Annotated in this window: 22 protein-coding genes and 4 pseudogenes; 5 read left to right on the forward strand and 21 right to left on the reverse strand. The window is 68.7% G+C overall.

Annotated elements, in window-relative coordinates; translation table 11 throughout:
• Positions 1–118: 118 nt before the first annotated feature.
• The 9 genes from JD77_RS29570 to JD77_RS29610 all read right to left on the reverse strand — a co-directional run bounded on the left by JD77_RS29570 (position 119) and on the right by JD77_RS29610 (position 11,355).
• Complete coding sequence (locus JD77_RS29570; RefSeq protein ID WP_145777114.1) at positions 119–1,291, reverse strand: type III PLP-dependent enzyme; 1,173 nt, start codon at positions 1,289–1,291, stop codon at positions 119–121.
• Positions 1,288–2,859: an IucA/IucC family protein gene (locus JD77_RS29575; RefSeq protein WP_145777115.1), complete on the reverse strand. Its 1,572-nt coding sequence runs from the start codon at positions 2,857–2,859 to the stop codon at positions 1,288–1,290. Before JD77_RS29575 ends, JD77_RS29570 begins: the two co-directional genes overlap by 4 nt.
• A complete protein-coding gene (locus JD77_RS29580) occupies positions 2,856–4,034 on the reverse strand; it encodes an MFS transporter (protein WP_145777116.1) in 1,179 nt (392 codons plus the stop codon). Before JD77_RS29580 ends, JD77_RS29575 begins: the two co-directional genes overlap by 4 nt.
• Entirely contained in the window at positions 4,031–5,728 is a 1,698-nt protein-coding gene (locus JD77_RS29585; protein ID WP_145777117.1) for an IucA/IucC family protein, read from the reverse strand. The genes JD77_RS29580 and JD77_RS29585 overlap by 4 nt, the downstream gene beginning before the upstream one ends.
• On the reverse strand, positions 5,725–6,909 hold the full coding sequence (locus tag JD77_RS29590) for an ATP-grasp domain-containing protein (RefSeq protein ID WP_145777118.1): 1,185 nt from the start codon (positions 6,907–6,909) through the stop codon (positions 5,725–5,727). The genes JD77_RS29585 and JD77_RS29590 overlap by 4 nt, the downstream gene beginning before the upstream one ends.
• 105 nt (positions 6,910–7,014) lie before the next feature.
• On the reverse strand, positions 7,015–8,004 hold the full coding sequence (locus tag JD77_RS29595; protein ID WP_145777119.1) for an ABC transporter substrate-binding protein: 990 nt from the start codon (positions 8,002–8,004) through the stop codon (positions 7,015–7,017).
• A 452-nt stretch (positions 8,005–8,456) separates the two neighbouring features.
• Positions 8,457–9,248, reverse strand: coding sequence for an ABC transporter ATP-binding protein (locus JD77_RS29600; protein WP_145777120.1), 792 nt, complete (start codon positions 9,246–9,248; stop codon positions 8,457–8,459).
• A 2-nt stretch (positions 9,249–9,250) separates the two neighbouring features.
• On the reverse strand, positions 9,251–10,378 hold the full coding sequence (locus tag JD77_RS29605) for a FecCD family ABC transporter permease (protein ID WP_246141098.1): 1,128 nt from the start codon (positions 10,376–10,378) through the stop codon (positions 9,251–9,253).
• Positions 10,375–11,355, reverse strand: coding sequence for a FecCD family ABC transporter permease (locus JD77_RS29610; protein WP_211372872.1), 981 nt, complete (start codon positions 11,353–11,355; stop codon positions 10,375–10,377). Before JD77_RS29610 ends, JD77_RS29605 begins: the two co-directional genes overlap by 4 nt.
• Before the next feature lie 250 nt (positions 11,356–11,605).
• On the opposite strand from JD77_RS29610, the pseudogene JD77_RS35290 reads away from it, so the two are divergent.
• Positions 11,606–11,912 (forward strand): annotated as a pseudogene (locus JD77_RS35290) (NAD(P)/FAD-dependent oxidoreductase); the annotation flags it as partial.
• Between the two features lie 52 nt (positions 11,913–11,964).
• Positions 11,965–12,390 (forward strand): annotated as a pseudogene (locus JD77_RS29615) (IS256 family transposase); the annotation flags it as partial.
• A 245-nt stretch (positions 12,391–12,635) separates the two neighbouring features.
• Here the strand turns inward: JD77_RS29615 and JD77_RS29620 are convergent.
• From JD77_RS29620 to JD77_RS29640, 5 genes are all read right to left on the reverse strand, one after another.
• On the reverse strand, positions 12,636–14,402 hold the full coding sequence (locus tag JD77_RS29620; protein WP_211372873.1) for an acetyl/propionyl/methylcrotonyl-CoA carboxylase subunit alpha: 1,767 nt from the start codon (positions 14,400–14,402) through the stop codon (positions 12,636–12,638).
• A 289-nt stretch (positions 14,403–14,691) separates the two neighbouring features.
• Complete coding sequence (locus JD77_RS29625; protein ID WP_170286663.1) at positions 14,692–14,931, reverse strand: acyl-CoA carboxylase subunit epsilon; 240 nt, start codon at positions 14,929–14,931, stop codon at positions 14,692–14,694.
• Entirely contained in the window at positions 14,931–16,532 is a 1,602-nt protein-coding gene (locus tag JD77_RS29630; protein ID WP_145777124.1) for an acyl-CoA carboxylase subunit beta, read from the reverse strand. The genes JD77_RS29625 and JD77_RS29630 overlap by 1 nt, the downstream gene beginning before the upstream one ends.
• Positions 16,529–17,080: a biotin transporter BioY gene (locus tag JD77_RS29635; RefSeq protein WP_211372742.1), complete on the reverse strand. Its 552-nt coding sequence runs from the start codon at positions 17,078–17,080 to the stop codon at positions 16,529–16,531. Before JD77_RS29635 ends, JD77_RS29630 begins: the two co-directional genes overlap by 4 nt.
• Positions 17,081–17,197: 117 nt before the next feature.
• Complete coding sequence (locus JD77_RS29640) at positions 17,198–18,790, reverse strand: acyl-CoA mutase large subunit family protein (RefSeq protein ID WP_145777126.1); 1,593 nt, start codon at positions 18,788–18,790, stop codon at positions 17,198–17,200.
• A 90-nt stretch (positions 18,791–18,880) separates the two neighbouring features.
• Here JD77_RS29640 and JD77_RS29645 point away from each other — a divergent pair, with 90 nt between their 5' ends.
• Complete coding sequence (locus JD77_RS29645) at positions 18,881–19,519, forward strand: TetR family transcriptional regulator (RefSeq protein WP_145777127.1); 639 nt, start codon at positions 18,881–18,883, stop codon at positions 19,517–19,519.
• Positions 19,520–19,626: 107 nt separating this feature from the next.
• Here JD77_RS29645 and JD77_RS29650 read toward each other — a convergent pair.
• The 3 genes and pseudogenes from JD77_RS29650 to JD77_RS29660 all read right to left on the reverse strand — a co-directional run.
• Positions 19,627–19,949, reverse strand: a pseudogene (locus JD77_RS29650) (thiolase family protein); the annotation flags it as partial.
• Between the two features lie 31 nt (positions 19,950–19,980).
• Positions 19,981–20,736: an SDR family NAD(P)-dependent oxidoreductase gene (locus tag JD77_RS29655; protein WP_145777128.1), complete on the reverse strand. Its 756-nt coding sequence runs from the start codon at positions 20,734–20,736 to the stop codon at positions 19,981–19,983.
• Complete coding sequence (locus tag JD77_RS29660) at positions 20,736–21,917, reverse strand: acyl-CoA dehydrogenase family protein (protein ID WP_145777129.1); 1,182 nt, start codon at positions 21,915–21,917, stop codon at positions 20,736–20,738. The genes JD77_RS29655 and JD77_RS29660 overlap by 1 nt, the downstream gene beginning before the upstream one ends.
• 83 nt (positions 21,918–22,000) lie before the next feature.
• Between JD77_RS29660 and JD77_RS29665 the strand changes: the two genes are divergently transcribed.
• Positions 22,001–22,609: a TetR/AcrR family transcriptional regulator gene (locus tag JD77_RS29665; RefSeq protein WP_145777130.1), complete on the forward strand. Its 609-nt coding sequence runs from the start codon at positions 22,001–22,003 to the stop codon at positions 22,607–22,609.
• A 15-nt stretch (positions 22,610–22,624) separates the two neighbouring features.
• Positions 22,625–23,043 (forward strand): annotated as a pseudogene (locus JD77_RS34465) (hypothetical protein); the annotation flags it as partial.
• A gap of 22 nt (positions 23,044–23,065) precedes the next feature.
• Here JD77_RS34465 and JD77_RS29670 read toward each other — a convergent pair.
• From JD77_RS29670 to JD77_RS29685, 4 genes are all read right to left on the reverse strand, one after another.
• Positions 23,066–24,292 (reverse strand): PucR family transcriptional regulator, encoded by a 1,227-nt coding sequence (locus tag JD77_RS29670; RefSeq protein WP_145777131.1) that lies wholly within the window; start codon positions 24,290–24,292, stop codon positions 23,066–23,068.
• Positions 24,293–24,306: 14 nt separating this feature from the next.
• Positions 24,307–24,981: a GntR family transcriptional regulator gene (locus tag JD77_RS29675; RefSeq protein ID WP_170286600.1), complete on the reverse strand. Its 675-nt coding sequence runs from the start codon at positions 24,979–24,981 to the stop codon at positions 24,307–24,309.
• 71 nt (positions 24,982–25,052) lie between these two features.
• On the reverse strand, positions 25,053–26,237 hold the full coding sequence (locus JD77_RS29680; RefSeq protein ID WP_145777133.1) for a CaiB/BaiF CoA transferase family protein: 1,185 nt from the start codon (positions 26,235–26,237) through the stop codon (positions 25,053–25,055).
• Complete coding sequence (locus tag JD77_RS29685; RefSeq protein WP_145777134.1) at positions 26,234–26,542, reverse strand: hypothetical protein; 309 nt, start codon at positions 26,540–26,542, stop codon at positions 26,234–26,236. The genes JD77_RS29680 and JD77_RS29685 overlap by 4 nt, the downstream gene beginning before the upstream one ends.
• Positions 26,543–26,662 lie beyond the last annotated feature (120 nt).

A 26,662-nucleotide genomic window follows, 5' to 3' on the forward strand; every position in this document is an offset into this window, starting at 1 on the left:
ACCAAGCAGGTCCGGCGCGATTGGTCGAGCTGCTGGCCCGCCACCAGGTCGAGGGTGTGGGTATCGAGCGGCCTGACGGGCCGGTCGTTGACGCTGTCCTCGCCACCGGACACACCGTCTATGTGATCCCAACGGGTGCCTGCGTGCCCGGTTGGATCTTTCCACTGGTCAGCTCCCCCAGGGTTCCCACTTCGAAGGTGGGCGGATCGTGCATGAGGAAGTCGCGGTGGCTGATGTTCCACGCGTATGCGCCCGCCATCGCGAAAGCGATGACGTCTCCCGCAGAGATGGGGTCGGTTTCGACGGGGCGGGCCAAGATGTCTTTGGGTGTGCAGAGTTGCCCGACGATGGTTACCGGACCGTGGCCAGTGCGTGGACGGGGGTACGGGTGGCCCCAGTCCGTGCGGGGAAAGATGAGGAACGGTTGGGAGTGCCCCTTCGCCGCTGGGGTGCGTAGGTGGTGGGTGCCGCCCGCGACGACGGCGAACCATTCTCCACGGGAGAATTTGACGTCGATGACCTCGGTGACGTACCAGCCGCAGTAGGCGGTGACTGCGCGGCCTGGTTCGATGCGTAGCACGAGTTCGGGGTGTTCCGCGAGGGGCGCCTGAAGGTCGCTGCCGTAGCGGGCCCAGTCGAAGATGTTCGCCGGGTTGGTGTAGTCGACGGCCATGCCGCCACCGACATTGACCTCGCTGGCGCCGAGCTGTGACACCGCCCAGTCCACGATTCGGCGGGCGACCATCGCCGCCGCCGGTGCGGTCAGGCCGCTGGCGAGGTGGGCGTGCACGCCGTGGATGCGTATCCCGGGCAGGTCGAGGCGCGCGCAGTCGCGGGCCTGCTCGGGGTCCATCCCGAACGGGGTTGCCGCGCCGCCCATGATCAGTGCTGCACCCTCGAGGTCGACCGGGAGGTTGACCCGCAGGAGCACGTTGGCGACTGTGTCGGCGGCCGTCGCGAGTGCGGAGAGGCGGCGCAGTTCGTGCGGGGACTCGACGTGAAACCGGTGGACGCCGGCGGCGAGGCCGGCGTTGAGTTCCGCGTCGGTTTTGCCGGGCCCGCCGAGCACGGCCGGGTGGACTCGGGGCAGGGTACGGGCGAGGTGGCGCAGCTCTCCGGCGCTGGCGGCTTCGAAGCCGTCGACGTGCGGGGCGAGGGTGCGCAGCAGTTCGGGGGCGGGGTTGGCTTTCATCGCGTACAGCAGCTCGACCCTGCTCGGCAGCGCGGCGCGGATGGCGGCGGCGTGCGTCGTGAGCGCGTCCAGGTCGTACAGGTAGGTTGGTCGGTTCACAGCGCCTGTCCCAGCGGGTTGGGGAAGGGAACGTAGCCGGCGTGCCGGTCGGCGTCGCGTTGCCAGCGCACGAGCAGGTTGCCCTTGGCGGGCAGCGGCACCCCGGCGAGTACCGCCCGCAGCTGGGGCGGTGATCCCAGTGCCCTGGTCGTCTCGCTTACCACGTCGCGCAGGGCGGCCCAGAGTTGCGCCTCGATGCCGGGGTGGGCATCGGCTAGCGCTCCGGCGAGTTCGGCAAGGTGGTTGACGAAGAGGCAGTAGGCAACGCGGTTGAACGCCTGTTCTGGGTGGTAACCGATGGAGGATGGGAGGCCGCAGAGCCAGTCGGCGCGGCGTTCGGTGTCGAGTTTGACGCCTTCGAGGTCGCGCAGCAGCATCCGGATCGGGTGACGGTCGGCGTTGAGAACGACGACGACGTTTTGTAGGTGGGCTTCGTGTACGACACCGTGTTCGGCCCATAGCCCGAGTATGGCCGGGACCAGCAGCTTGGTGTATGCGCGCCACCAGCCTACGGGGTCGGCCAGCTGGAGGGGGCTGGCGGCGAGGGCGGCGGCGAGAACCGGGATGTCGCCGGGGCGCAGGTGACCACGCAGGCCGCCGCGGAGGATGACGCCGAAGGTCTCGTCCAGACCGGGCACGTCGACGGTGCGGTACGCCGGTTCGGGTAGCAGCGCGGTGCCTGGTGCCAGGGGTACGCCGCTGAGGAGCCTGGTGAGGGCGACCGCGCCGGTGAGTTCGTACCGGGCGTTCTTGCGTAGGCAGTTGGTGATCCGCACATGCAGGCTGGTCTTGACGAACAGGTCGGCCCCGGGGGCGTAGAGGGTGCGTACGCTGGCGGTCGGTCGCAGGGTGGCGCCGCCGACGCCGAGATCACGCAGGCGCGGGTCGAGTGGCCCGGCGAGTCGGTACTGCCAGGGATGCACCGGCAGCGGCACGTGGCCCGGGGGTGCGGGCGGCGGTTGGAGTGCGCTGATGAGCTGGTCGAAGGGGCCGTCTTCGGCGAGCAGGCTGCGGGGGACGCCGATCCAGTGCGCCTGAACTGTGGTCCGCAGTTCAGGGGCGTAGGTGTCCCAGGCCTCGGTGTCGCCGCTGCGCCACTTGGGCGTCGGGTGCCGGGGATGGCCGTAGACGAGGGACTGCTCAGAGTCCACGTAGGAGTCGGTGACGGGATCACCGGTGGGCTGCGGGTCGGCGGCGGGGCGATGCAGCAGAACTCGTTGCAGCGCGTCGCGGCTGGCGGCGACCTGCGTCACGAATTCCTCGTTCGGGAATCCGGTGCGCAGCCGCAGTTCGTCGCCGACCAGGGTGGCCAGGTCGGTTGCGGTGACCGGCGACCACAGGTCGCCGGACAGTCGCTGCACCGGCCCGGTGTAGCGGTGTGCGCCGACTGCGGACATTCGGGCGACCTCGCAGCGCAGCAGCACGTCGCTGCGGGGCAAGCGGACCAGGGCGTATCCGTCGGTGATCGTGATCTGTCGTTCCGGCCCGCACACCTCTCTGGCCAGGCAACCGAGCAGGGTGTGGCTGGCGGCGACATCCGCGGTGGACAGGGCGACTGCGGCGGTCATCGGCTGCTCCTGAGGATGAAGGAAACACTGAGTGCGGCGATTACCGCACCGAACAGCGCCGGCGCGGCCGGTCCGGACAGGCCGGCCAGGATGGAGGCGGACAGCCCGGCGGCGACGGCGCCGCCCTTGGACCAGGCTTCGACGGTGCCGAACAGCCGGCCGGGCGGGTGGGCTGCGGCGGCGCGGGCGGTCAGCTTCGCCAGCGCGACCAGGCCGCAGGTCAGTCCGGCGCCGAGCAGCAGCCTGCCGGTGACGAGCAGAGGGGGGCTTGCCCAGGTTACCGCCGCTGGGTGGGCTGCGGCGCCGAGCGCGACGAGGGCGAACGCGGCCGTGAGACCCCGGATCGGGTCCAGCCTCGGCATGACAAGCGGAGCCGCGAGCAGGTAACACACGTGCGGCAAGGCGAACAGCGCGCCGGCCAGGGCGGGACCGGCGGTGGGCCAGGCGGCCTGCACCACCGGCAGCAGGTACGGGAACGTGACGACCGTGGCCAGCACGAATGCCGCCTCCAGTACGCACAGTAGTCGGATGCTCGGCGCCGGGCCCGACCCGGACAGCGGGTCGGCCGGTGCCGCCGTCGTGGTCGCTGGGCGCGGCTCGGGCAGGGCGAGGGTCAGGCCGGCGGCCACCAGCGGTCCGAGGGCGGCGATGGCATACATACCTCGCACGTCGACGTGGGTGGCGAGCAGACCGGCTGCGGTCGGCGCCACGGCCAGTGCCGCCCGGGCGGATGCCTGGGCCGCCGTGAGTGCCTTGGCCAGTCGGGGCCCGCTGAGTCCGGCGGCGAGGTAGGCGCCGGTTGCGGCGAACGTGCCGCCCAGCAGCCCCTGCAGGGCGAGGGTGGCCGCCAGCGCTGTCACCGCCTGGACCTGGGAGGTGAGCAGGAACGCCACGGCCAGGCCGAGCTGGGCGCGCAGCAGCAGCCGCTTCCGGCCGTACCGGTCGGCCAGCCGGCCCCACAGCGGCGCCGATAGTGCGGTCGCGGCGGTGGGCACGACGTAGAGCGCGCCGGCCCAGGTCGCGTGTGGGTCACCGAGCGCCGGCAAGAGCTGGGGCAGGTACGGCGGCAACCCCAGTGCCGCGAACGCCGCGGTGAAGTGGCAGGCGACCACGGCGGCGACGTGGCGCCGGCGTAGCTCAGGTGCAGTCGTGGGTGCCTGAAGCGTCGCGGTCACGGTGTCTCCTCGGTCCGCGCGGCGAGGGCTCGCGAGCTCGCTCCTCGCGTCGACGGGTCCTCCCGCAGATAGTTCGGGCCGGTGCGCAGGTAGTACTTGTTGATGTCGGCGCAGCCGATCCGGTCCTTGGGCAGCAGCGTTCCGGCGGTGAGCATCGCCTTGATCGGAAGCGTGGCGGCGTCCAGCACGCGTTCGGTGAACAGGCGTGCGCAGGCGCCACCGGCCCACCGGTCCCGCGCGGCGACCAGCCGGTGCCGCAGGGCCGCGGCAGGCGTTGGGACTGGCAGACCGCGCGCGGCGAGGGCGAGCAGCGGCGCCGCCGCGCACAGGTGCAGGGTGATGGTGGTGAACACGTCGGCGAGCTCGCCCGGATCGTCGACCCGCATGCGGGCGTCGTCGAGTGCCACGGCGTGCCGGGAGTCGAGCCGGGCGCCGTCGTTGTCCTTGTAGAGCAGCCGCACCCCGCCGCCCGGGTCGATCACGAGGTGGATGTTCTGCTGGTGTGCCTCCAGCGCGATGCCGTGGCGCAGCCACAGGTACACGTGCCAGTCGATGAGCAGGTCGAGGTAGGCGTCCAGCAGCGGTCGTGGGTCACCGCTGGCCACCCGCTCGACGACGGTCGTACCGCCGGGGTCCGGTGCCGCAAGGGCAGCGACGGGGACGACGAGGCTCGACGCGAGCGTGGTCGGGTAGCGGCGCAGCAGGAACGCTCGCGTCTCGTCGCCGGTGTGGCCGTAGGTGGTCTCGTCGGCGTGCAGGATCCGGTCGGCGAATCGCGGCTCACCGGCGGCTATACGTTGCAGGAGGCGGTGTACGGCGTCGCCGTCGGTCAGGGTGCCGGGGGCGATCGTTCGCCGGTTGCGGGCGCCGAGGGTGGCGGTGGCCAGCGGCAGCTTGAGGTGGGTGTACGGGTCGGCGGCGAGGGCGACGGTGCGCATCGACAGCGTCGGGCGGACCAGCACGGGTGGGGTGTCTACGGCCGGCAGGTCCAGCCGGTCGGCGGTGAGCGGGTGGACGGGCAGCAGCATGGTGTCCGGGTCACCGGTGCCCGGCCACCACGGCGGCAGGCTTCCGGTGAGGGTGACCTCGGCGCGCTTGGTCGGCAACCACCGCAGCGCGAAGGTAGGGGCGTGTTCCGGCGCGTACGCGCGGAGTTCGGCGTCGTCCAGGCCGTGTCGGCACCGGCTGGTCGGGTGTACCGGGTGGTCGGTGTGTGCGGCGAGCGTCTCGTCGAGCAGGGCGCCGGCCATCCCCGTCGGCTGTTCGGCGCGGGCTGCGGCCACCGCGGCGTACACCCCGCTCTGGTGCTGTGCCGCGAGCCGCCGGGCGGCCAACTCGCCGTGGCATTCGGCGACGAACGCCGCCCAGCCGGTCTGCGCCTGCGGATCGTCGATCGGGGCGAGGATGTTGAGCAGCGCGTCGAGGGTGTCGACCAGTACTGGGATGTCGTCGCCTCGCTGCGCGAGGAACATCGGTCGGGAGGTTCGCAGGTGGTGTTGGAAACCGTCGGGGCGTACTGGCAGGCGGAGCCGCTTGTCCCGGCCGGTGTGCGTGCACCAGTCATCGCCGTCGCGGTGACCGTTGGTGCTCAGGCCCAGGTGGTTCTCGCGCAGCAGCGCGTCCAGGACTCGCTGGAACACCTGCTGCTCCGTGGTCTTATAGGCGTCGGTGGGTGCCTCGCCCCGCACTCTCATGCGATGTCCCAGCGGTGGGAGGCGCGGAAGCTGCGCAGGGCGACCGCCACCGCTTCCGGGTCCGCGCCGACGGCGTGCACGACGGCCAGATAGTCGCGGTTGGTACCGGTGACCGCGGAGGTGGTCCCCACGTTCCGCAGCGGTCGGCAGCCGACCCTGGCATCGCCTAGCTGCAGGTCGATGGCGCCGGGTGCCGCGACGAGGGTGCCGGACCGGCCGGCGCAGACGTACTCCACCCGGACGTACCGCGGGACCGTGTTCGGGTCGGGCAGCGGCATAGCGGCCAGCGACTCGCCCAGGTGCACCCGGATGACGTACTCGAACAGGGGCACCTCAAGCAGTTCAGCGAGGATCAGGTCCATCCGGTCGCCGATGAGCCGGTAGTTCACCTCGATGAGCCGAGCCCGGCCCTCCTGCAGGACGAACTCGGTGTGGCATGCACCGAAACCGGCGCCGAGGGCGTCGAGCTGCGCCCGCAGGTCCGCGACCACCGGTGCGGGCAGCGCCGGCGACCAGTCGAGACTCTCCTCGACGAAGCTGGGCGGCGGGCCGAGGGTGGTGTGCCAGCCCCCGGTCACCGCGAGGGCGGACCCGTCGCCCAGCGTGTCGAAGGTGTGCAGCTCGCCCGCGAGGTACTCCTCGACGACGAGACTCACCTCCGGCCGACGCGCCCGGACCTCGGCTACCCGAGCGGTGAGTTCGGCCAGGTCGGTGACGAGGTAGGTGTCTTCGCTGGCGACGCCTTCGCGGGGCTTGACCACCGCGGGGAAGGGCAGGGACGCGGCGACGGCGACGTCGTCGTCCGGGCCGAGGGTGACGGTGGCGACCGTGTCCAGGCCGGCGTCGGCCAGGGTCCGCCGGGTGAGCCGCTTGTCCTTGCACCGTAGGGTGGCCCGCCAGTCCTTGCCTGGCAGGCCGAGGTATTCCGCCGCGAGCGCGGTCGGGGTCTGCAGATGGTCGCTGTTGGACAACACGGCTGCGGGTCGTGGACCGTGGTGGATGGCGTCGATGACGGCGCGGGCGTCGCGGACGTCGCAGCCGGTGACGTCGGCGACCACCGGTGGCCATCCGTCCGGTTGGTCGGTGAGCACCGTGACGGGTAGCCCGAGCCGGGCGGCGGCCGGCAGGAACCCGTCGAGGACGGAGTCGGTCGGATTGAGCGCTGTCAAATACAGCCGCACCGTGAAACCTCCGGATGGCAAGGTCCGACGTGAGCCGGTCGGGCAGGGGCGCCCGGGATCCGCGCGGGCCCCGGTCGTGGGAGCCCGCACGCGTGAGACGTGGTGTTACTTCGCCGCGTCGACTCCGAAGGCCTTGGCGAGGTCGTCGAGCACGAAGTGCGCCCCCTGCGCCGACACCGAGGTCATCCACAACTCGTCCTTGACCTCGTACACCCGTCCGGCTTGGACGGCCTTGAGCCGCTGCCACAGCGGGTTGGCCTGGAACTTGGCCTTGCGGTCGGAGCCGCCGGCGTAGACGGTCACGAAGACGTGGTCGGCGTCGGCCAGCTCGATCTGCTCCTCGCTGATCTCCTCGGCGAAGGTGTCCTTGTCCTGCGACGCCGGGCGCTTGAGGCCGGCGTCGTTGAGGACGATGCCGATGAACGACGCGTGCGCCATCAGGCGGGTGGGGCCGTCGACGAACCGCACGACCGACACTGTCGGCTCGCCCGCCTTCGCGTTGATGGCGGCGCCGATCTGCTTCGCGCGGGCCTCATACTCGGCGAGCTTGCTGGCTGCTTTCGCTTCCTCCCCAAGGGCCTTGCCGAGGAGGGTGATGTTGTCCTTCCAGATCGGGCCGGTGGTCTTCACGAACACGGTCGGCGCGATCTTGGAAAGCTTGTCGTAGAGGACGTCGTGCCGCACGGTGGCCGAGACGATCAGGTCCGGCTTGAGTGAGGCGATGAGTTCGAGGTTCGGGTTGTCCAGCGGACCGATGTCCTTGGTGTCCTTGACGGCGTCGCCGAGGTACTCGGGGAAGGTCTTCTGGTTGCGGTAGCTGGCGATGCCGCCGACCAGCGGACGTTCCAGGAGCACGACGGCCTCGACGAGGCTGTTGTCGAGAGCGACGATCCGCTGCGGCTTCGTCTTGATCTCGGTGGTGCCCTTGTCGTGGGTGATGCTACGGGGGAAGCCCGCCGTAGCATCAACGCCCGCGGTTGGGGTGGCGTCCGTAGCCGGGGTGCAGGCCGACAGCCCGACAGCCAAGCTCAGCGCTGCTGTCAAGCCGACCGCGATCCTGGCGACCGCCGAGTAGCGGCGCGCGAACTGCAGCATGAACTCTCCTCATCGGATAAGTTAGGGTGCCCTTACCGGGGGAGATTAGCTTAGCCTATCCTTTGTGCCTGGACCCGGACGGGCTGACCGTCCGATTCGGCGCCGCTGAGTTGACACGCCTGCCTCACCGACGCGGCGCGCGCCATCGTCATAGACCGATCCGCCGCCGAGCGCGTCACCCACGGAATACACCTGCTCGTGCCGCTGCTGAACGGCGCCGGCCAGCTGGTGCGGCGTGGTCCCCGTGCGTTGGGCGTGGATGCCGCCGACCGGTTGATGACCGCACTGTTCCACAACAGCCAGGTGCTGGGCCGCCTCGACGCCTGGCCCGCGCCCAGAGACTGCTCACCGGCATGCCCGCCTCAGTGCGGCAGCGGATCCGGCTCATGGACACACCCGCTCAACAGTGTCGAGGAGAGCACCCGTCGCGGTGTCGGCGTCGATTCAGACCCTCACGCCCTGACCCGGCGTCCTTCCGGTATGACGATCGGCGTGCCGGCTACCGGGCACGTGATGATGCGACAATCCAGGCCGAACACCTCCCGGACCAGCGCCGGGGTTACCGCCTCCGCCGGGGGCCCGGCGGCGACGACGGCGCCATCGCGCATCGCGACCAGATGGTCGGCGTACCGGCAGGCCTGGTTGAGGTCATGCAAGACCATCACCACGGTGGTGCCCCTCCGGTCGTTCAGCTCCCGGACCAGCTCCAGGACATCGACCTGATAAGCCAGATCGAGGTAGGTTGTCGGCTCGTCCAGCAGCAGCACCGGGGTGTCCTGGGCCAGCGCCATCGCGATCCACACCCGTTGCCGCTGCCCACCGGACAGCTCGTCGAGTACCCGGTCGGCCAGCTCCATCGCACCGGTGGCCCGCAACGCATCGTCAACGACATCCTCGTCGGCCCGCGACCACTGCCGCCACCACCGTTGATGCGGCGTGCGGCCCCGAGCCACCAGGTCCCGAACGGTGATGCCGTCCGGAGCGATCGGCGCCTGGGGCAGCAGCGCGAGCCGGCGGGCCAGCTCCCGCCCGGCAAGGTCGCCGATCGGATCCTCGCCCAGGTAGACCGCTCCGCGAGTGGGAACCAACAGCCGGGCCAAGGCCCGCAGCGCGGTGGACTTGCCGCACGCGTTAGGGCCGACCAAAACGCTGACGCGGCCCGCCGGCATGTCCAGATCGAGGCCATCGGCCACGATGTGGTCGCCGTAGGCCAGGCGCAAATGACTGCCTCGCACCGCCGTCATGCTCAGCCTCCCGTTCCGGCCCGGTGCGCCCGAGCTAGCAACCACATCAGATACGGCGCGCCAACGGTCCCAGTGACGACACCGACCGGCAGCTCGATCGGCGCGAACACCAGCCGGGCGAGCAGGTCCGCGCCCAGCAGGAGCGCGGCGCCGACGCAGCCGCTGGTGAGGATCGGCAGGCTCGCGCTTCCGGTCAGCCGCCGGGCGATCTGCGGCGCGGCCAGCGCCACGAACGCCACCGGTCCTGCCGCCGCCGTGGCCACCGCCGCCAGCCCCACCCCGGCCACGAGCAGCACCATCCGCGCCCGGTCGACCGGCAGCCCCAACACTCGCGCGGTGTCGTCGTCGTACTGCGCCAACTGGTACGGCCGGATCAACCCGACCATGACAGGCACCAGAACCAGCAGCGCGAGGCCCACCCACCCGGCGTGCTCGAACCCGCGCCCGTTGAGGCTGCCGGTCAACCACACCATCGCCCGCGACGCCTGATCGATGTCGGCCCGTGCCAGCAGCCATGCGGTCAGCGCCTGGAGCGCGCCGTGCACACCCAGACCGACCAGCACGAACCGGTACCCCGTGATCGTGCCCGCCCGGAACGCCATCACGTAGATGAACCCGGCTGCGGCCAGTGCCCCCAACAGCGCCCCCACCGGCACCACCGCATACGAACCGGCCCCCGCTGCCGCGACGCCACCCAGCAAGATCGCACCGACCCCACCCGCACTGGCCCCCGCCGACACACCGATCAGATCTGGGCTCGCCAACGGGTTACGGGTCAGCGCCTGAAACAGCGCCCCGGCCAGACCGAACGCGCAGCCGACCAGCAGACCGGTGAGCGCCCGCGGCAGCCGCAGCTCCACCACGATCAGCGCGGCGTCCGCACTACCGGCACCAGTCAGGGCAGCCACGACATCGCGTACCGGGATCGGAAACTCGCCCAGCGACAGCGAGGCCACGACGCCGCCAGCAACAACGGCCAGAACTGCGGCCAACACCGCCCACACCCGGGGCCGCAGCACGCCGCCGACCGGACCGAACTGCCACCCGATCCGCCCAGCGGACCGATACAGCCGGCCCGGCCGGGCAGGCCGCCGCGCGACCGGCACGTCACGCAAACGAAGACCAGTCACCGGGTGTGCTCGCGCAGTACGCCGCGCTTGACCAGCACGATAAGGAACGGCGCCCCGACGAGGGCGGTCACGACACCCGCCTGAACCTCACCGGGATGGTCCAGAATCCGCCCCAACGTATCGGCAGACAGCAGCAGCACCGCACCGCCAAGCGCCGAACACGGCAGCAGCCACCGCAAATCAGGACCGGTGAACGCCCGCACCACATGCGGAACCACCAGGCCCACAAATGTCACCGGCCCGGCCGCCGCCACCGCCGCACCGGTCAACAAGATGACCGAGGCAGCACCCAGCAGCCGCGTCGTACCGACCTGGACGCCAAGCCCGCTGGCCACGTCATCACCGAGCGCCAAAGCATTGAGCCGCGGGACGAGCGCCACCGCCAAGACCCCACCGACAAGGACGAACGGACTCAACTGGCCGGCGAGCGCGGCGTCACGGCCAGCCAGAGATCCCACCGCCCAGAACCGGTACTCGTCCAAGGTACGCACATCGAGCAGCACCAACGCGTAGGTGAAACTGCCGAGCAGAGCCGTGACCGCAGCCCCCGCCAGCGCGAGTTTCACCGGCGACGCGCCACCGCTGCGCGCCGAGCCCCGCCCCGCCCCGCCGATCACGTAGACCAAAGCTCCGGCGCAGGCCGCACCGGCGAAGGCGAACCACACGTACTCGTACGGCGACGTGAACCCAAACACTCCGATGCCTGCCGCCACCGCCACTGCCGCCCCGGCCGAGATACCCAGCAAGCCCGGATCGGCCAACGGATTTCGGGTCAACTCCTGCGCGAGTGCCCCGGCCAGTCCCAACGCCAACCCGACCAGCAGACCCAGCAACGTCCGGGGGAAGCGCAGTGCCGAGACCACCAGCGCGTCGCCCGAACGGCCCCCACGCAGCGCCGCGAACACATCAGCCATCGGCACGCTCTTCGAGCCGACCGTCACGCTGAGAAATGCCGCAACCACAGCGGCCAACAGCAGCGCCGCCAGCACGGCCGACCGACGCGACACCACGCCGCCGGACCGGCCTGCCGGCACGAAGGAATCACGGGCAACGGGCACCCAAGTAAGATAAGGCATACCTAACAAGGCTCCAACTGGCGGCCGCGCGACGTCCGCCACAGCTAGCGAAACGCCCCCAAGGAGACAAGTCCGGCCGAAATGGATCCACGGCTGGGCGGGGTATCCCGAATGCACACCAACCGCCCACCCCCTGAGAAATCCTCGAGGAATCATCGGCGACGACCGCGTAGTCACCGGCGTACGTATCCGAGACATCCACCGCGGCGGCCAACGGGCCCTGGACGTCACCGGAGTGTTCGTCGCCATCGGCCACGACCCGCAGCAGCTGTCTCACGGCCAGGTCGACCTCGACCTCGAGGGCTACGTCAGAGTCGAACACCAGCACACGCACCAACCTGCCCGGCATCTTCGCCGCCAGCAACCTTGTCGACCACACCTACCGGCAAGCCAGCACTGCCGCCAGCACCGGCTACGCCGCCGCCCTCGGCGCCGAGCGGTACCTCGCCGCCTCCTGAGCCAGCGCCAGCCGCGCCTACCTCCGCGGGCAGTCGATGATCTCCGCGCACCGAACTGCGTAACCGTGGTGTGCGGGATGTGCTCATCGCCTGCTGCGACGGGCTGACCGGCCTGCCCGAGGCGATCGAAGCGGTGTGGCCCCACACCACGGTCCAGACGTGTGTCGTGCACCTGATCCGCGCCGCGATGACGTTCGTGTCCTACAAGGACCGTCGGGCAATGGCCGCCGCGCTCAAGGAGATCTACACCGCCCCGACGGTGGAGGCCGCCGAGACCGCGCTGCTCGCCTTCGCCGACAGCCCACTCGGTGAGCGCCACCCCGCCGCCGTCGCCGTCTGGGAACGGGCCTGGGACAGGTTCACCCCGTTCCTCGCCTTCCCACCCGAGATCAGGAAGATCATCTACACCACCAACGCGATCGAGTCGTTCAACTACCAGATCCGAAAGGTCATCAAGAACCGCGGACACTTCGCCTCGACTACACCCTCGCCGCCTGAACGAATTTGGCAACAGCGTCCCCTCCAAGTTCGGGCTGCACCAAGAAATCTACGGTTTGCCGGGACCACCGTCATCGTGGCGCACTCCCGGCCCCGACCGGCATTCCGTCGCTGTGAGTCGTCGGTAACCCCGGGACGGGCCCGCCGCCACAGGCGAACCCGCCATGGCAGGACGTCGTGCGACACGATGACGTTCTATTGCTGCCGGAATGACGTGCTCGCGCGTCAGATCCCCGTCTCCTTGATCTCGACGATGACGGCGCCGTGGGGGACGGTATCGCCGACGGCGGCGGCGATGCCTGTGATGGTGCCGGACTTGTGGGCGTTGATGGGCTGCTCCATCTTCATGGCCTCCAGGACCGCGACCAGCTCGCCGACTTCAACGGTCTGACCTTCCTTCACTGCGATCTTGACGATGGTTCCCTGCATGGGTGCGGTGAGTGCGTCGCCGGAAACGGCGGCGCTCCGTTTGCTGCTGCTGGAGCGCTTGGGTGCCTTCTTTTTCGCGGTGCCGCCGCCCAGGGCCAGGTCCCCTGGCAGTGCGACCTCGATCCGTTTGCCGTCGACCTCGATGACGATGGTCTGCCGCTCGCCGTCGTTGTGCTTCGCTTCGGCGACCGAGCCGGAGTACGGCTCGACGGTGTTGTGCCACTCGGTCTCGATCCACCGGGTGTGGACGGAAAACGGTTGGGCCGGGTCGGTCGGGGCGAATGCCTCGTCGGTGATCACCGCGCGGTGGAACGGGATCACGGTGGGTATGCCGTCGACGACGAACTCGGCCAGCGCGCGACGCGAGCGCTCCAAGGCCTCGTTGCGGTTCCGGCCGGTGACGATCAGCTTGGCCAGCATCGAGTCGAAGGCTCCGCCGACGATGTGGCCGGCCTCGATACCGGAGTCGAATCGCACCCCGGGGCCGCTCGGAGGACGAAACTGGGTGATGAAGCCTGGTGCGGGCAGGAAGCCTCGGCCGGCGTCCTCGCCGTTGATCCGGAACTCGATGGAGTGCCGCGTCGGGGTGGGGTCGTCGTAGCCGAGTGGCTCACCGTTGGCGATGCGGAACTGCTCACGCACGAGGTCGATGCCGGTGACCTCCTCGGTGACCGGGTGCTCGACCTGCAGGCGGGTGTTGACCTCGAGGAAGGAGATCGTGCTGTCCTGCCCGATGAGGAACTCGCACGTCCCGGCCCCGTGGTAGCCGGCCTCCTTCAGGATGGCCTTGGATGCGCGGACCAGCTCGGCGTTCTGCTCGTCGGTCAGGAACGGGGCGGGCGCCTCCTCGACGAGCTTCTGGTGGCGGCGCTGCAGCGAGCAGTCGCGGGTGGAGACGACCACGACGTTGCCGTGGGTGTCGGCGAGGCACTGGGTCTCGACGTGGCGGGGCTTGTCCAGGTATCGCTCGACGAAACACTCACCACGTCCGAACGCCGCCACCGCCTCGCGCGTAGCAGACTCGAACAGCGCCGGGATCTCCTCCAGGGTGCGCGCGACCTTCAGACCGCGCCCACCCCCGCCGTAGGCGGCCTTGATGGCGACGGGCAGGCCGTGATCCTTGGCGAAGGCTACGACCTCCTCGGCGTCGGCGACCGGGTCGGGCGTGCCGGGCACGAGGGGAGCGTTGGCGCGGGCCGCGATGTGCCGCGCCTTAACCTTGTCGCCCAACGCGTCGATGGCCTCCGGGGAGGGACCGATCCAGGTGAGCCCGGCGTCGATGACAGCCCTGGCGAACGAGGCGTTCTCCGCGAGGAACCCGTAGCCCGGGTGGACCGCGTCCGCGCCCGCCTTCCGGGCGACGTCGAGCAGCTTGTCCTGCACAAGATAGGACTCTGCGGGAGTCGCTCCGCCGATGGCGTAGGCCTCGTCGGCGACCTTGACGTGCAACGCGTCACGGTCAGGATCTGCATAGACGGCGACTGAACCGACACCGGTGTCCTTGCACGCACGGGCGATGCGAACGGCGATCTCGCCCCGGTTTGCAATCAACACCTTCTTCAGCATGGTGGCTCCATGGCGTAGTCAGGGTCCAGGCTGGGTCGCCCGACGGTTTCAGCGGTTGCCGCGAGGCTGGCGCCCAGGTGAAGGCCGTGCACATACCCGTCCTTCGTGTCGGCAGTGGGCATCGGGGAAGAGTTCACCCGCTGCGATGGAGGTGTTGGCGGCTTCGGGGTCGGCGAGGTGCAGGCTTGCCGGTCTGGCCGAGGCGTGGCCCTGTCGACGCGGGTGGGTGACCCAACGATGACATGGCTGCGCAGAAGATTCAGCATCCGTGTGTCTCCGTTTCGGGTCAGCGGGGCAGGGCCAAGCTGCGCCAGGCGCCGGGTGCGTGCGCCAATGGTTGGCGCGCCAGGCGTGCGCGTTCGGCCCAGACGGAGGTACGGCGCGGGGTCAGGTCGTTCGCCGTGGTGGAGCATGCGGCACGCGCGAGCACGACCATCACAATGGCGAGCTCTTCGGGAGTGGCGCCGCCGCGCACCAGGGCGATCGGCCGCGCAGATGCGGCATCCCGCTGCAAATCGGTGCCCATCACAGCGGAATGTTCCCGTGCTTCTTCGGCGGCAACGTCTCGCGCTTGCTGCGCAGGACGCGCAGGGCGCGGACCATTTGGGTGCGGGTTTCGTGTGGGGGGATGACCGCGTCGACGTAGCCGCGTTCGGCGGCGATGTACGGGTTGGCGAGGGTGTCCTCGTACTCGGCGATCAGCTCGGCGCGGACGGTTGCCGGGTCCTCGGCGTTCGCCAGTTCCTGCCGGTAGAGGATGTTCACCGCGCCCTGTGCGCCCATCACCGCGATCTGCGCGGTCGGCCAGGCGAAGTTCAGGTCGGCGCCGAGGTGCTTGGAGCCCATCACGTCGTACGCCCCGCCGTACGCCTTCCGGGTGATCACGGTGACCTTCGGGACGGTGGCCTCGGCGTACGCGTAGATCAGCTTCGCGCCGCGCCGGATGATGCCGTCCCACTCCTGCCCGGTGCCGGGGAGGAAGCCGGGAACGTCCACGAAGGTCAGTACGGGGATGTTGAACGCGTCGCAGGTCCGGACGAACCGGGCCGCCTTCTCCGAGGCGGCGATGTCGAGGGTGCCGGCGAACTGCAGCGGCTGGTTGGCGACCACGCCCACCGGGCGGCCCTCGACCCGGCCGAAGCCGACCACGATGTTCTGCGCGTACAGCGGCTGGACCTCCAGGAACTCGCCCTCGTCCAGGACGTGCTCGATCACCCGGTGCATGTCGTACGGCTGGTTGGCCGAGTCCGGGATCAGCGTGTCCAGCTCCCGGTCGGCGTCGGTGACGGCCAGGTCGGCCGGGGCGTCGTAGACGGGCGGCTCGTCCAGGTTGTTCGACGGCAGGTACGACAGCAGCGCCTTGACGTACTCGATCGCGTCCTCCTCGTCGGCGCCCAGGTAGTGGGCGTTGCCGCTGCGCGCGTTGTGGGTCCGCGCGCCGCCCAGCTCCTCCATGCCCACGTCCTCGCCGGTGACCGTCTTGATGACGTCGGGACCGGTGATGAACATGTGCGAGGTCTGGTCGACCATCACGGTGAAGTCGGTGACCGCCGGGGAGTAGACCGCGCCACCCGCGCACGGGCCCATGATGAGGGAGATCTGCGGGATGACCCCGCTGGCCCGCACGTTGCGGAAGAAGATCTCGCCGTAGAGGCCGAGGGACGCGACCCCCTCCTGGATGCGGGCGCCGCCGGAGTCGTTGATGCCGATGACCGGGCAGCCGATCTTCATGGCCAGGTCCAGCACCTTGACGATCTTCTCGCCGAAGACCTCCCCGAGGGAGCCGCCGAAGACCGTGAAGTCCTGCGCGAAGACGCAGACCTGCCGGCCGTCCACCGTGCCGTAGCCGGTCACCACGCCGTCCCCGTACGGGCGGGTCTTCTCCAGCCCGAAGTTGGTGGACCGGTGCCGGGCGAACTCGTCCAGCTCGACGAAGGAGCCCTCGTCGAGCAGCATCTCGATCCGCTCCCGGGCGGTCTTCTTGCCCCGCGCGTGCTGCTTCTCGACCGCCCGCGCCGACCCGGCGTGCACCGCCCCGTCGACCCGTCGCTCCAGGTCCGCCAGTTTCCCGGCGGTGGTGTGGATGTTGATCCCGGTCTCCGTCACCGGGACCGTTTCCGCGCTCATCGCGCGGACCCGGTGGAGTTGAGGCGGGTGACCAGCTTCCAGGCCGGTGGGAGGAGGCTTGACGCCAGTGCCGCCTTGAGGGCGTCGCCGACGAGGAAGGGGGCCACACCGACGGCGACCGCCTTGGCCGGACCCATGCCGGTGACGATGGCCAGCCAGGTCACCCCGCACGTGTAGATCGCCGCCGAAGCCAGCGCCATGACTGCCAGCTCGCGAAGCACCGTCCGGTCGGTGCCGCGACGCGAGCCGGCGCCTGCGATCAGCGACGCGAGCAGGAAACCAACGAGGTAGCCGCCGGTGGCGCCGACCAGGACATGCACGCCGTGAGCGCCCTGCGTGAAGACGGGCAGCCCTGCGGCGCCGAGCGCCAGGTAGAGCACCTGGCTGGCCAGTCCCCGGGCCGGACCGAGGGCGGCGGCGGTGAACAGGACCGCGAACGTCTGGCCGGTTACCGGGACCGGCGAGCCGGGGATGGGTACGACAACTTGAGCGGCGAGAGCGGTCAAGGCCGTACCCAGGACGACCGTGGCGCCGGTACGTGTCAGCACTTTCGGGAGTGCGGATTCGGCCAGCACGGGCAGTGGAGCGGGGAGGCTAAGCGCGGTAGTCATCGCTGTCCTTGTCTGCTAAGGCTGGAGGACGGCTGGTCGGCGGTTGTGGGCGCGTCACCACGAGTCGCGCGGGATGTATACGCCCCACACATCCCGCAGGGCATGGCTGACCTCGCCGATCGTCGCTCGCTGGCGCAGGGCCTCGCGCATCGGCAGAAGGACGTTGTCGCGGCCCGACGCCGCGGCGCGCAAGTCATCTAGGGCTCGACCGACCGCGTCGTTGTCACGCTGCTTGCGTAGCGCCGCGAGGCGTGCACGCTGGTCGATCTCAATCTGGGGGTCGACCCGAAGGGGCTCGTATGGCTCCTCCTCGTCGAGAATGAACCGGTTCACCCCCACCACCGTCCGCTCGCCGTGGTCGATCTGGAGCGCGGTCTGGTAGGCCGAGCGTTCGATCTCGCTCTTCTGGAAACCCTGCTCGATCGCCGCCACGGTGCCCCCACGGTCTTCGACAGCTTGGATGAGCTCCACCGCGGCCGCCTCCACGTCATCGGTCATCGCCTCGATGACATAGGACCCGGCGAACGGGTCGACCGTCTTGGTGACGTCCGTCTCGTAGGCGATGACCTGCTGCGTGCGCAGCGCCAAGCGGGCAGCCTTCTCCGTCGGAAGTGCGATGGCCTCGTCGTAGGAGTTCGTGTGCAGACTCTGCGTCCCGCCCAGCACCGCCCCGAGCCCCTGCAGCGCCACCCGCATCAGGTTGACCTCGGGCTGCTGGGCCGTCAGCTGCACGCCGGCGGTCTGGGTGTGGAAGCGCAGCATCTGGCTCTTGGGGTTCTTCGCGCCGAACTCCTCCCGCATGATGCGCGCCCAGATCCGCCGCGCCGCGCGGAACTTTGCCACCTCCTCAAGCAGCGTGGTCCGGGCGACGAAGAAGAACGACAGCCGCGGCGCGAAGTCGTCGACATCGAGCCCGGCCGCGATGGCCGCGCGAACGTACTCCTTGGCGTTGGCCAGCGTAAAGGCAATCTCCTGCACCGGCGTGGCCCCCGCCTCGGCCATGTGGTAGCCGGAGATGGAGATCGTGTTCCAGCGCGGGATTTCCTTCTGGCAGTAGGCGAAGATGTCGCTGATGAGCCGCAGGGACTCCTTGGGCGGATAAATGTAGGTGCCCCGGGCGATGTACTCCTTGAGCACATCGTTCTGGATCGTGCCCGTGAGCTGGTGCCCCGCGACTCCCTCCTCCGCCGCGACCAGTTGGTAGAGCAACAGCAGCGTCGAGGCCGGCGCGTTGATGGTCATCGACGTACTGACCTTGTCCAATGGCAGCCCGCGGAACAACGTCCGCATGTCATCGAGGGAATCGATAGCCACCCCGACCTTGCCCACCTCGCCGTGCGCGATCGGCTCGTCGGAGTCGTAGCCCATCTGCGTCGGTAGATCGAAGGCCACGGACAGGCCGCCCGTGCCCGCCTTGACCAGCTGGTGGTAGCGCTCGTTGGACTCCCTGGCCGTGCCGAATCCCGCGTACTGGCGCATCGTCCACGGCCTGCCGGTGTACATCGTGGGGTAGACGCCGCGGGTGAAGGGAAACTCCCCCGGCATGCCCAGCTTGGCCTTCGGATTGAAGCCCTGCAGCGAAGACTCGTTGTAGACCGCGTCGATGGGAAGCCCGGATTCGCTGCGGGCCGGCGGGAGCACAGGCATAGATCAGACCGTAGTGGCACTCGGTGTCAGATCTCAAGCATGGCGTGCCTGTGATCTGTCACTCAATCCGGAGCGTGATACTGTCCGACCATGTACCCCAACATTCCGTCGGCCGCCGCGACAGCAGGGGAGCCCATCCGGGATCGACTGGCACGAGCCGCCTTCAGGCTTTTCGCGGTCCAGGGGTACGAGAGCACGACCATCGACGACATCACGAGGGCCGCAGGCGTCGCCCGGCGCACGTTCTTCCGGCACTTCCCTTCGAAGGAAGACGTGATCTTTCCTGATCACGACTCGGTCTTGGACCGCGTGCGTTGGTACCTTGGTGCCTCAGCTAATACCGAGCCGGTCTTCGCCGTTGCCGAGGCGACCAGGCTGATCTTCGAGAGCTTCATGGCGACGCCAGAACAGACACTCGCCCGCTATCGGCTGACGCGCGAGGTGGCGGCTCTTCGAGACCGCGAGGTCGCCAGCGTCGCCAGGTACGAGCGGGTTCTCAGTGACTACCTGCGGGGCAGGCTGCCGAATACCTCCGATGCCGCCCTCGCGGCCCATGTCGCGGCCGCGTCCTTTGTCGCCGCCCACAACCAGGTACTCCGCGAGTGGCTGCGATCTGGGGGAGCAAAGAATCCCCGCTCCACCCTGGAGGCCGCATTGGCGACGGTCGCCGACCTCACGACCCCGCTGATCGCTCGTAGCAGCCGACAAAACTCACAGAACGCCGTCTGAGCGGGTTGCCAAAAGTCCTGCGCGTACACCTCAGCCAGGTGCGCACTGATCTCCCCGTGTGATCCCCTCAACCGACAAACGACAGCACCAGATCGTCGACCCGCGTACTGGCCGGCTATTACTTCGGCAGCAGCGAAGGAAACGGCCTGCTGCGATGACCCGCACTGCCGGTCGATGGTGACGCCCGGGATGTGCTCCGGCCATCCGGCCGACAGGACGGAGGTACGTGCGATGTCTGACGACTGTTCCCCGGCCTGGCCCACGCACCCCCAGATCACGTCGTCCATGACGGCTGGGTCGATCCCGGCCCCGTCGCTGAGCGCGTTCAGCACAGTGGCGGACAGGTCGGCGGGGTGGACGCCGGACAGGCTCCCGCCGCGCTTGCCGATCGGGTGCGCACGGCTTCGACGATGACTGCCTCGCTGGTCACGGTTGCTCCCTTTGGCGGTTGGTAGGCGGGGTCAGCGTGGTGCCATCCGGAGGGCGCCGTCCATGCGGATGACCTCGCCGTTGAGGTAGTCGTGGTGGATGATCGCGAGCGCAAGTTGGGCGTACTCGTCGGGCCGGGCGAGGCGCCGAGGGAACGGCACGCCGGCAGCGAGACTCTTGCGGAACTCCTCGGAGACGGTTGCCAGCATCGGGGTTTCGACGATGCCCGGCGCGATGGTGTTGACCCGGATGCCGTACTGGGCCAGGTCGCGCGCGGCGGGAAGGGTGAGGCCCACGATGCCGCCCTTGGACGACGAGTACGCGGCCTGGCCGACCTGGCCCTCGTAGGCGGCGACCGAGGCGGTGTTGATGATGACGCCGCGCTGCCCGTTCTCGTCGGGCTCGGTCCGGGCGATGGCTTCGGCGGCGAGGGCGAGGACGTTGAAGGACCCGATGAGGTTGATCTGCACGACGCGCGCGTAGAGGTCGAGGTCGTGGACGCCATTCTTGCCAAGGATTCGCATGGATGGGCCGATGCCCGCGCAGTTGACGACCGTGCGCAACGGGGAACCGGCGCGGGCGGTCGCGATGGCGGCTCGGACCTCATCGGGGCTGGTGACGTCGGTGGCGACGTATTCCACGCCGGCGATCCGGTTGGCCTTGTCGATGCTCTGCTCGAGGTCGAGTGCGAAGACCCGCGCGCCCTTGTTTGCCAGCGCTTCGGCGGTCGCGGCGCCCAGTCCGGAGGCCCCGCCGGTGACGATGGCTGCGGTGTCGGCTACCTGCATCAGTGCTTCTCCCTGTTGACGGTGGTGATCGTCGCGGTGGTGCCGCGGGCAAGCGCGCGGCTGATGACCATCCGTTGGATCTGGTTTGTTCCTTCGAGGATCTGCATGACCTTGGCTTCGCGCATAAAGCGTTCGACCGGGAAGTCCCGGGTGTAGCCGTAGCCGCCGAAGACCTGTACGGCGTCGGTCGTGACCCGCATGGCGTTGTCGGTGGCGACCATCTTGGCGATGGACGCTTCACGGCTGAAGGGCAGGCCCTGGTCTTTCAGGCGGGCGGCGTGCAGGGTCATCGCGCGGGCGGTCTGGACGGCTGCCTCCATGTCGGCGAGCAGGAACGCCAGGCCCTGGTGTTCGACGATCGGCTTCCCGAACGTGGTGCGACTCTTGGCATAAGCCACGGCCTCGTCAAGGGCGCCTTGGGCCAGGCCGGTGGCGATGGCGGCGATGCCTAGCCGACCGGAGTCGAGCGCGGCTAGCGCGATCTTGAGACCGCCGCCCTCGGCACCGATTCTGCGGCTGGCGGGAATCCGCACATTGTCCAGGCGCACCGTGGCGGTCACCGATCCGGTGAGGCCCATCTTGCGCTCCGGTGGGTCCGCGCTCAGGCCCTCTGTCTCCGCGGGGACCAGGAAGCAGGAGATGTCGGTGCGCTCATCCGACGTGCGCGCTATAACCTGGTAAAAGTCGGCGTGTCCACCGTGAGTGGTCCAAGCCTTCGCGCCGGTGAGTACGTAGTCGTCGCCGTCGCGGACGGCGCGGGTGGTGATGGCGGCGGGATCGGAGCCGGCGTGCGGCTCGCTGAGGCAGTAGGCGCCGAGCAGGTGTCCGCCGAGCATGTCGGGCAGCCAGGCTTGCCGCTGCCGTTCGGTGCCGTAGTTGACCAGCCCGAAGCAGGATAGGGCGTGCACGCTCGTGCCCACGGCGACGCTGGACCAGACTCTCGCGACCTCCTCGAGCACCTGTACGTACACCTCGTAGGGTTGACCGCCGCCGCCGTGCTCCTCGGGGTAGGGCAGGCCGAGGACGCCTACCGCGCCGAGCGTCTTGAACACGTCGCGCGGGAAGTCCTCGCCTGCCTCGGCCCGCGCGGCTCGGGGTGCCAGTTCCTTGTCGGCGAGGTTCCGGACGACCTCGATCAGATCGGCGCTCTCGTTGGTCGGCATGACGCGTGATGCTGGCATCGCACATCCTCTGAGTACGGGTATGAGTACTGCAATATCGGCTATAGTACTCGCCATGATCACGCTGCCGTAGAGTCAGTGCCATGCCATCGCATGAGAGGTTTCGCACTCGCCGCGAGAAGATGTTGGGTCAGCTCCGCGAGTTGTTCCTGGCCGAAGGGTTCGCGTCGTTCAGCATCGGCGATCTGGCCGAACGGTTCCGGTGTTCGAGGAGCACCCTGTACGCCGTGGCGCCCAGCAAGGAGCAGATCGTGGTTGCGACCGTGCGCTCGTACTTCAAGACCGGGGCGGAGCGCATCGAGGCCCGGGTCGCAGCGTCGGCTGATCCAGCGCAACAACTGGCGATCTATCTGGAGTCGGTGGCGTCTGAGCTCCAGCCGGCGTCGGCCACCTTCTTTGCGGACCTGGCCGACTTCGGCCCGGCCAACGAGGTGTACCAGGAGAACACCCAGTACGCCGCCCGGCGGGTCCAAGACCTGGTGACCCAGGGAGTCAAGGTCGGTGTGCTCCGCCCAGTGCACGCTTCGTTCGTAGGAGCCGCGGTGGCCGAAGTGATGGGCTCCATCCAGCGGGGTGCGATTCAGGAGGCTACCGGGCTTGACTCCGCACAGGCGTACCGGCACCTGGCCGACCTGGTCATGACCAGCCTGGCAGATCCGAAGAAACCAGCGCATGAGCGGAGGGCGACATAGTGGCTGTGGTTACCGCGCGGCTCCTCGATGGCCTCCAAACCGGTGGCGTTCCTGCTCGCCGACCTGGGCGTGACCAAGTCCCACGCCGGCCGCACTGCTGCCAATGACAACCCCTGTTCCGAGGCGCAGTTCGCAGAACACCCGGGCGTCCTCGATCGAGCCGAACCGGACCGGTTCTTCCGCTGGTACGCCCACGAGCACCGCCATTCGGGATCGGACTACATGCTCCCGCCGACGTCCACTACGGCCGCGCGCACGCGATCCGCGAGGCCCGCGGGCGGGTCCTGGACGCCGCCTACCAGGCCAGCCCCGAGCGGTTCGTCCGCAAGCCACCCGAGCCGCCGAAACTGCCCGAAACCGCCTGGATCAACAAGCCCGAGAACAAGACGAACCGGCTCAGTAGTTTGCTCAAGAACGTGTCTCAGAAGGGTTGACAGGTTCCGTACAGCTTCCCGGTCAGAAGTCGTCAGCCGCGTGGTCGAGGCGAACCATAGGCGCAAGCCTCAGCGCGAGCCAGAGCGGGAGGTCTCCGACTTCGGTCGGCCGACCACGGACCTTCTCGAACTTCTTGAGCCGTTGCGTCACCGTGTTTGGATGCAAGTGGAGCTGGCGGGCGGTCCGCGTCGGGCTGGCTCCGGTTTCCAAGAAGACCTGGACTGTCTGGATCAGGTCGAGACCGGCCGGCCACTGGTGGAGTAGAGCGCCGAGTTGCCGATGAACCAACCGTCGCGCTGCCTGGTGGTCCTGAAGCGCCAGCGTCTCGGCCTCGACATCAGGGAAGCACAGCGGCGATGCGGATGGATTGGCCTCCAGCAGAGGCGCGGCACTGAGCGCCTCCTCCCGAACACGTCGGAACCCGACGGCGCCATACTGCTCACTGCTGAGTGCGACCATGGCCCCCTCGGGTGGACGCGACGGCAGCCGTGACCCGAATGCTGTCCAGGAACCTTCGCGCACCGTGACCCACACCAACGCAGACCGGGCACCCAGGGCCAATGCCAGGAATGGACCGCCCAGCATGCTCGCAACATGGGAGACCGCAGCGTCCAATCGACCGGCCGGAAGGTCCGGCGCGGTAGCGACGACAAAGGCGACGTGGGCACAGCTGGCGATCGAGTATCCGAGGAGTTTCTCAGCGTGCGCGACGTCAATGTCTCCAGCGATGAAATTGTCCAGCGTTTCACGGACTTGGGCACCCTCGCGGTTGCTCAGATGAGCCGTTCTCGTGGAGTAGATCTCGACGACCTGCGCGTTGATGTCCTGGAGGTAGTCGGAGGTCCAACTCATGACGACCTCGAGCAACGCCAGCCGGAGGTCCGCGGACAGCGCCTCGTGGGACTCTGCCCGCACGGCTTCCAGGAACGCCTTCCAGATCTCGACCTTGCCGATCTCGTATGCCATCAGCAGCGACTCCAGCGGTGCGCCGCTGTCCGCCTGAGCGATGACGAGCGCGCGAGCCGGCTTCGGTATCGCCCACCTCCGAGGGCGAGCCACCAAACCAAAGCTCCGGAACGACGGCAGATGTGACATGACAGATGCCCTCAGTAGCGCCCGATCGACGTCATTGGGCACCATCCTCGGAACGCGTTCCGTAAGCAGATCGACCAGACGTTCGAAGACAACATCGCCCTGAGCTTCTATCCACTCGCGATAGAAGCTCCACCGATCTGTCGTCTCCGCCACTCTTGCAGTCGCCTTCAATCGGTGTCCGGATCGAATGGATCCAAAACATCCTCGCCGCTAATGCGGCGAGCGATCGGGAGGAACCCGTGAGCGATGTGCGTCTCGACGGCTGCGGCAGCCCTGTCTGGATCGCCAGCGCGCACCGCCTCGAGTATGGCGTGATGCTCCTTCCTGGAGGCTTCAGCACGGTCGGGTGCGCCGATCACGAGATCCCACGGGAATGACGCCCATAGCAAGGCGAGGTGGTCCGACAGCCCAGGGATTCCGCTACGATCATAGAAGTAGAAGTGAAAGTCGCGATTCGCCTGTCGGACGCGAAGCTCGTTGCCGGCGGCAGCCGCATCCTCGATCTTGAGAAGTAGTTCCTGTGCCCGCTTGATATCGCGGAGGCTGAACCGGGTGGCGGCACGACGCATGGCATAACTCTCAGTCAGACGACGCACGATATAGGTGGCCTTCACCCGGTCGAGGTCGATCCCTGCAACCCGGGTCCCACGATGCGGCGCTGATACGACGAGACCTTCTGCCTCCAGGACGCGCAGCGCCTCGCGCACCGGGGTAATGCTGCTGTTGAACCTCTTGGCGAGCTCGTCCTGCGGCAGGCGGCTCCCGCGTTCGAGCTCGCCCGAGACGATGAGCCGTCGCAGCCCATCGACAATCACGTCCCGCTTGGTCGCAGTGTTTACCACGGTTATCGCTTCGTCCGCCTTGATGAGGCACCATCCGGGCAGATTATACCCGGCGATGCTCTGGTGTTTGTTCAGAACGTCCCATCCCTCTTGAGAGCACGGATGTCGACGGCGTTGTACCCCAGTTCTTCGAGCAGGTCGTGGGTGTGTTGGCCGACGCTGGGGATCGGCTCCATTCGCGGTTCGCGGCCCTCGACGGTGATCGCGGGCAGCGTCGCCTGGATGGGGCCGGCAGGCGTTCCGATTTCGCGCCACCGATGGCGCGCGGTGAGCTGGGGATGGTCGATGACGTCGGCGACCTCGCGCTGTCGCGCGTTGGCGATGCGTGCACTGTTGAGTCGCTCAGCGAAGGTGGCCCCGTCGATCCGAGACAGCTGCTGGTTGATGAGGGTATCGAGCTCGACGCGATTGCTCACTCGGCGGCTGCCGGTATCAAAGCGCGAGTCTTCTGCCAGTTCGGGCATGTCGAGCACGACGTCACAGAACGCCTTCCACTCTCGCTCGTTCTGGATGGACAGCACGTACTTCTGGCCATCGGCGCAGGCGTAGGTGCCGTACGGAGCGATGGCCGCGTGGCTGGTGCCGGTGCGGCTGGGTGCCGCTCCGCCGTATCGCGTGTAGTACAGCGGGTAGCCCATCCACTCGATGAGGGAGTCGAAGAGGCTGATGTCCAGCTTGGTGCCCTCGCCTGTGCGTTCCCGGTCATAGAGGGCGGACAGAATCCCTGCGAACCCGTACATGCCGGCGCCGATATCGGCCGCTGGGATACCGCTCTTGGCGGGTGCATCGTCGCTTCCGGTGACTGAGACCAGTCCGGTCTCCGACTGGATCAGCAGGTCGTAGGCCTTCGCATGGCGGTAGGGCCCACTGGTGCCGTAGCCCGTGATCGAGCAGGTGATGAGCCGCGGATCGCGCGCCCGAAGCGCGTCGGCTCCTAGGCCCAGCCGCTCGGCAGCACCAGGCGCGAGGTTCTGGACGAACACGTCGGCGCGGTCGATGAGCCGGTGCATGACGTCCAGTGCTGACGGCTGCTTGAGGTCGAGGGCGATGCTCTCCTTCGAGCGGTTGAGCCAGACGAAGTGGCTGGACATGCCAAGAACCGTCTCGTCGTAGCCTCGCGCGAAGTCTCCGCTGCCGGGACGCTCGACCTTGATGACACGTGCCCCGAGGTCCGCCAGCTGACGAGTGGCGAACGGCGCAGCCACCGCCTGCTCACACGAGACAACGGTGACGCCGGCCAGTGGCAGCCCGGTCATCGCGTCCCCACCGCGATGGCCTTGGTCTGACTGTAGCCAGCCAGGCGCTCGAACCCCTTCTCACGGCCGGCCCCGCCGCCCTTCCAGCCGCCGAACGGCAGGTCCACGCCACCACCGGCGCCTCGGCGTTCCAGGACAGCACATCGCAGCCGCACCGCTCCGGCGCGACGGCAACGATCTGGGTGACGTCCGTCGTCGCGAACGACGTCGGCGCTTCCTCCGGCAACTTCCATCGGCTTGACCACCCGCTGGGCGCCCTCGAGATCCGGGTCCGCGATCACGACACCGGCCCCGAACTCGGCCAACCGCTCCGCGGGGCTTGCCCAATGCCGCTCGCACCGCCGGCCACGATCGCGACCCAGCCCTGCAGGTCAATCATCTCGATGCTCCTTCGACCCTTGTGCTGGCCACCACGCTAGCCGACA

This window comes from Micromonospora olivasterospora (genome assembly GCF_007830265.1).
Taxonomy (GTDB): Bacteria; Actinomycetota; Actinomycetes; order Mycobacteriales; family Micromonosporaceae; genus Micromonospora; species Micromonospora olivasterospora.

Excerpts from the sequence above, each read along its gene's own strand:
- JD77_RS29575 (WP_145777115.1), bottom strand. The coding sequence starts at position 2,859 with ATGACCGCCGCAGTCGCCCTGTCCACCGCGGATGTCGCCGCCAGCCAC.
- JD77_RS29585 (WP_145777117.1), bottom strand. The coding sequence starts at position 5,728 with ATGAGAGTGCGGGGCGAGGCACCCACCGACGCCTATAAGACCACGGAG.
- JD77_RS29595 (WP_145777119.1), bottom strand. The coding sequence starts at position 8,004 with ATGCTGCAGTTCGCGCGCCGCTACTCGGCGGTCGCCAGGATCGCGGTC.
- JD77_RS29600 (WP_145777120.1), bottom strand. The coding sequence starts at position 9,248 with ATGACGGCGGTGCGAGGCAGTCATTTGCGCCTGGCCTACGGCGACCAC.
- JD77_RS29625 (WP_170286663.1), bottom strand. The coding sequence starts at position 14,931 with ATGGGCACCGATTTGCAGCGGGATGCCGCATCTGCGCGGCCGATCGCC.
- JD77_RS29630 (WP_145777124.1), bottom strand. The coding sequence starts at position 16,532 with ATGAGCGCGGAAACGGTCCCGGTGACGGAGACCGGGATCAACATCCAC.
- JD77_RS29640 (WP_145777126.1), bottom strand. The coding sequence starts at position 18,790 with ATGCCTGTGCTCCCGCCGGCCCGCAGCGAATCCGGGCTTCCCATCGAC.
- JD77_RS29645 (WP_145777127.1), top strand. The coding sequence starts at position 18,881 with ATGTACCCCAACATTCCGTCGGCCGCCGCGACAGCAGGGGAGCCCATC.
- JD77_RS29655 (WP_145777128.1), bottom strand. The coding sequence starts at position 20,736 with ATGCAGGTAGCCGACACCGCAGCCATCGTCACCGGCGGGGCCTCCGGA.
- JD77_RS29660 (WP_145777129.1), bottom strand. The coding sequence starts at position 21,917 with ATGCCAGCATCACGCGTCATGCCGACCAACGAGAGCGCCGATCTGATC.
- JD77_RS29665 (WP_145777130.1), top strand. The coding sequence starts at position 22,001 with ATGCCATCGCATGAGAGGTTTCGCACTCGCCGCGAGAAGATGTTGGGT.
- JD77_RS29680 (WP_145777133.1), bottom strand. The coding sequence starts at position 26,237 with ATGACCGGGCTGCCACTGGCCGGCGTCACCGTTGTCTCGTGTGAGCAG.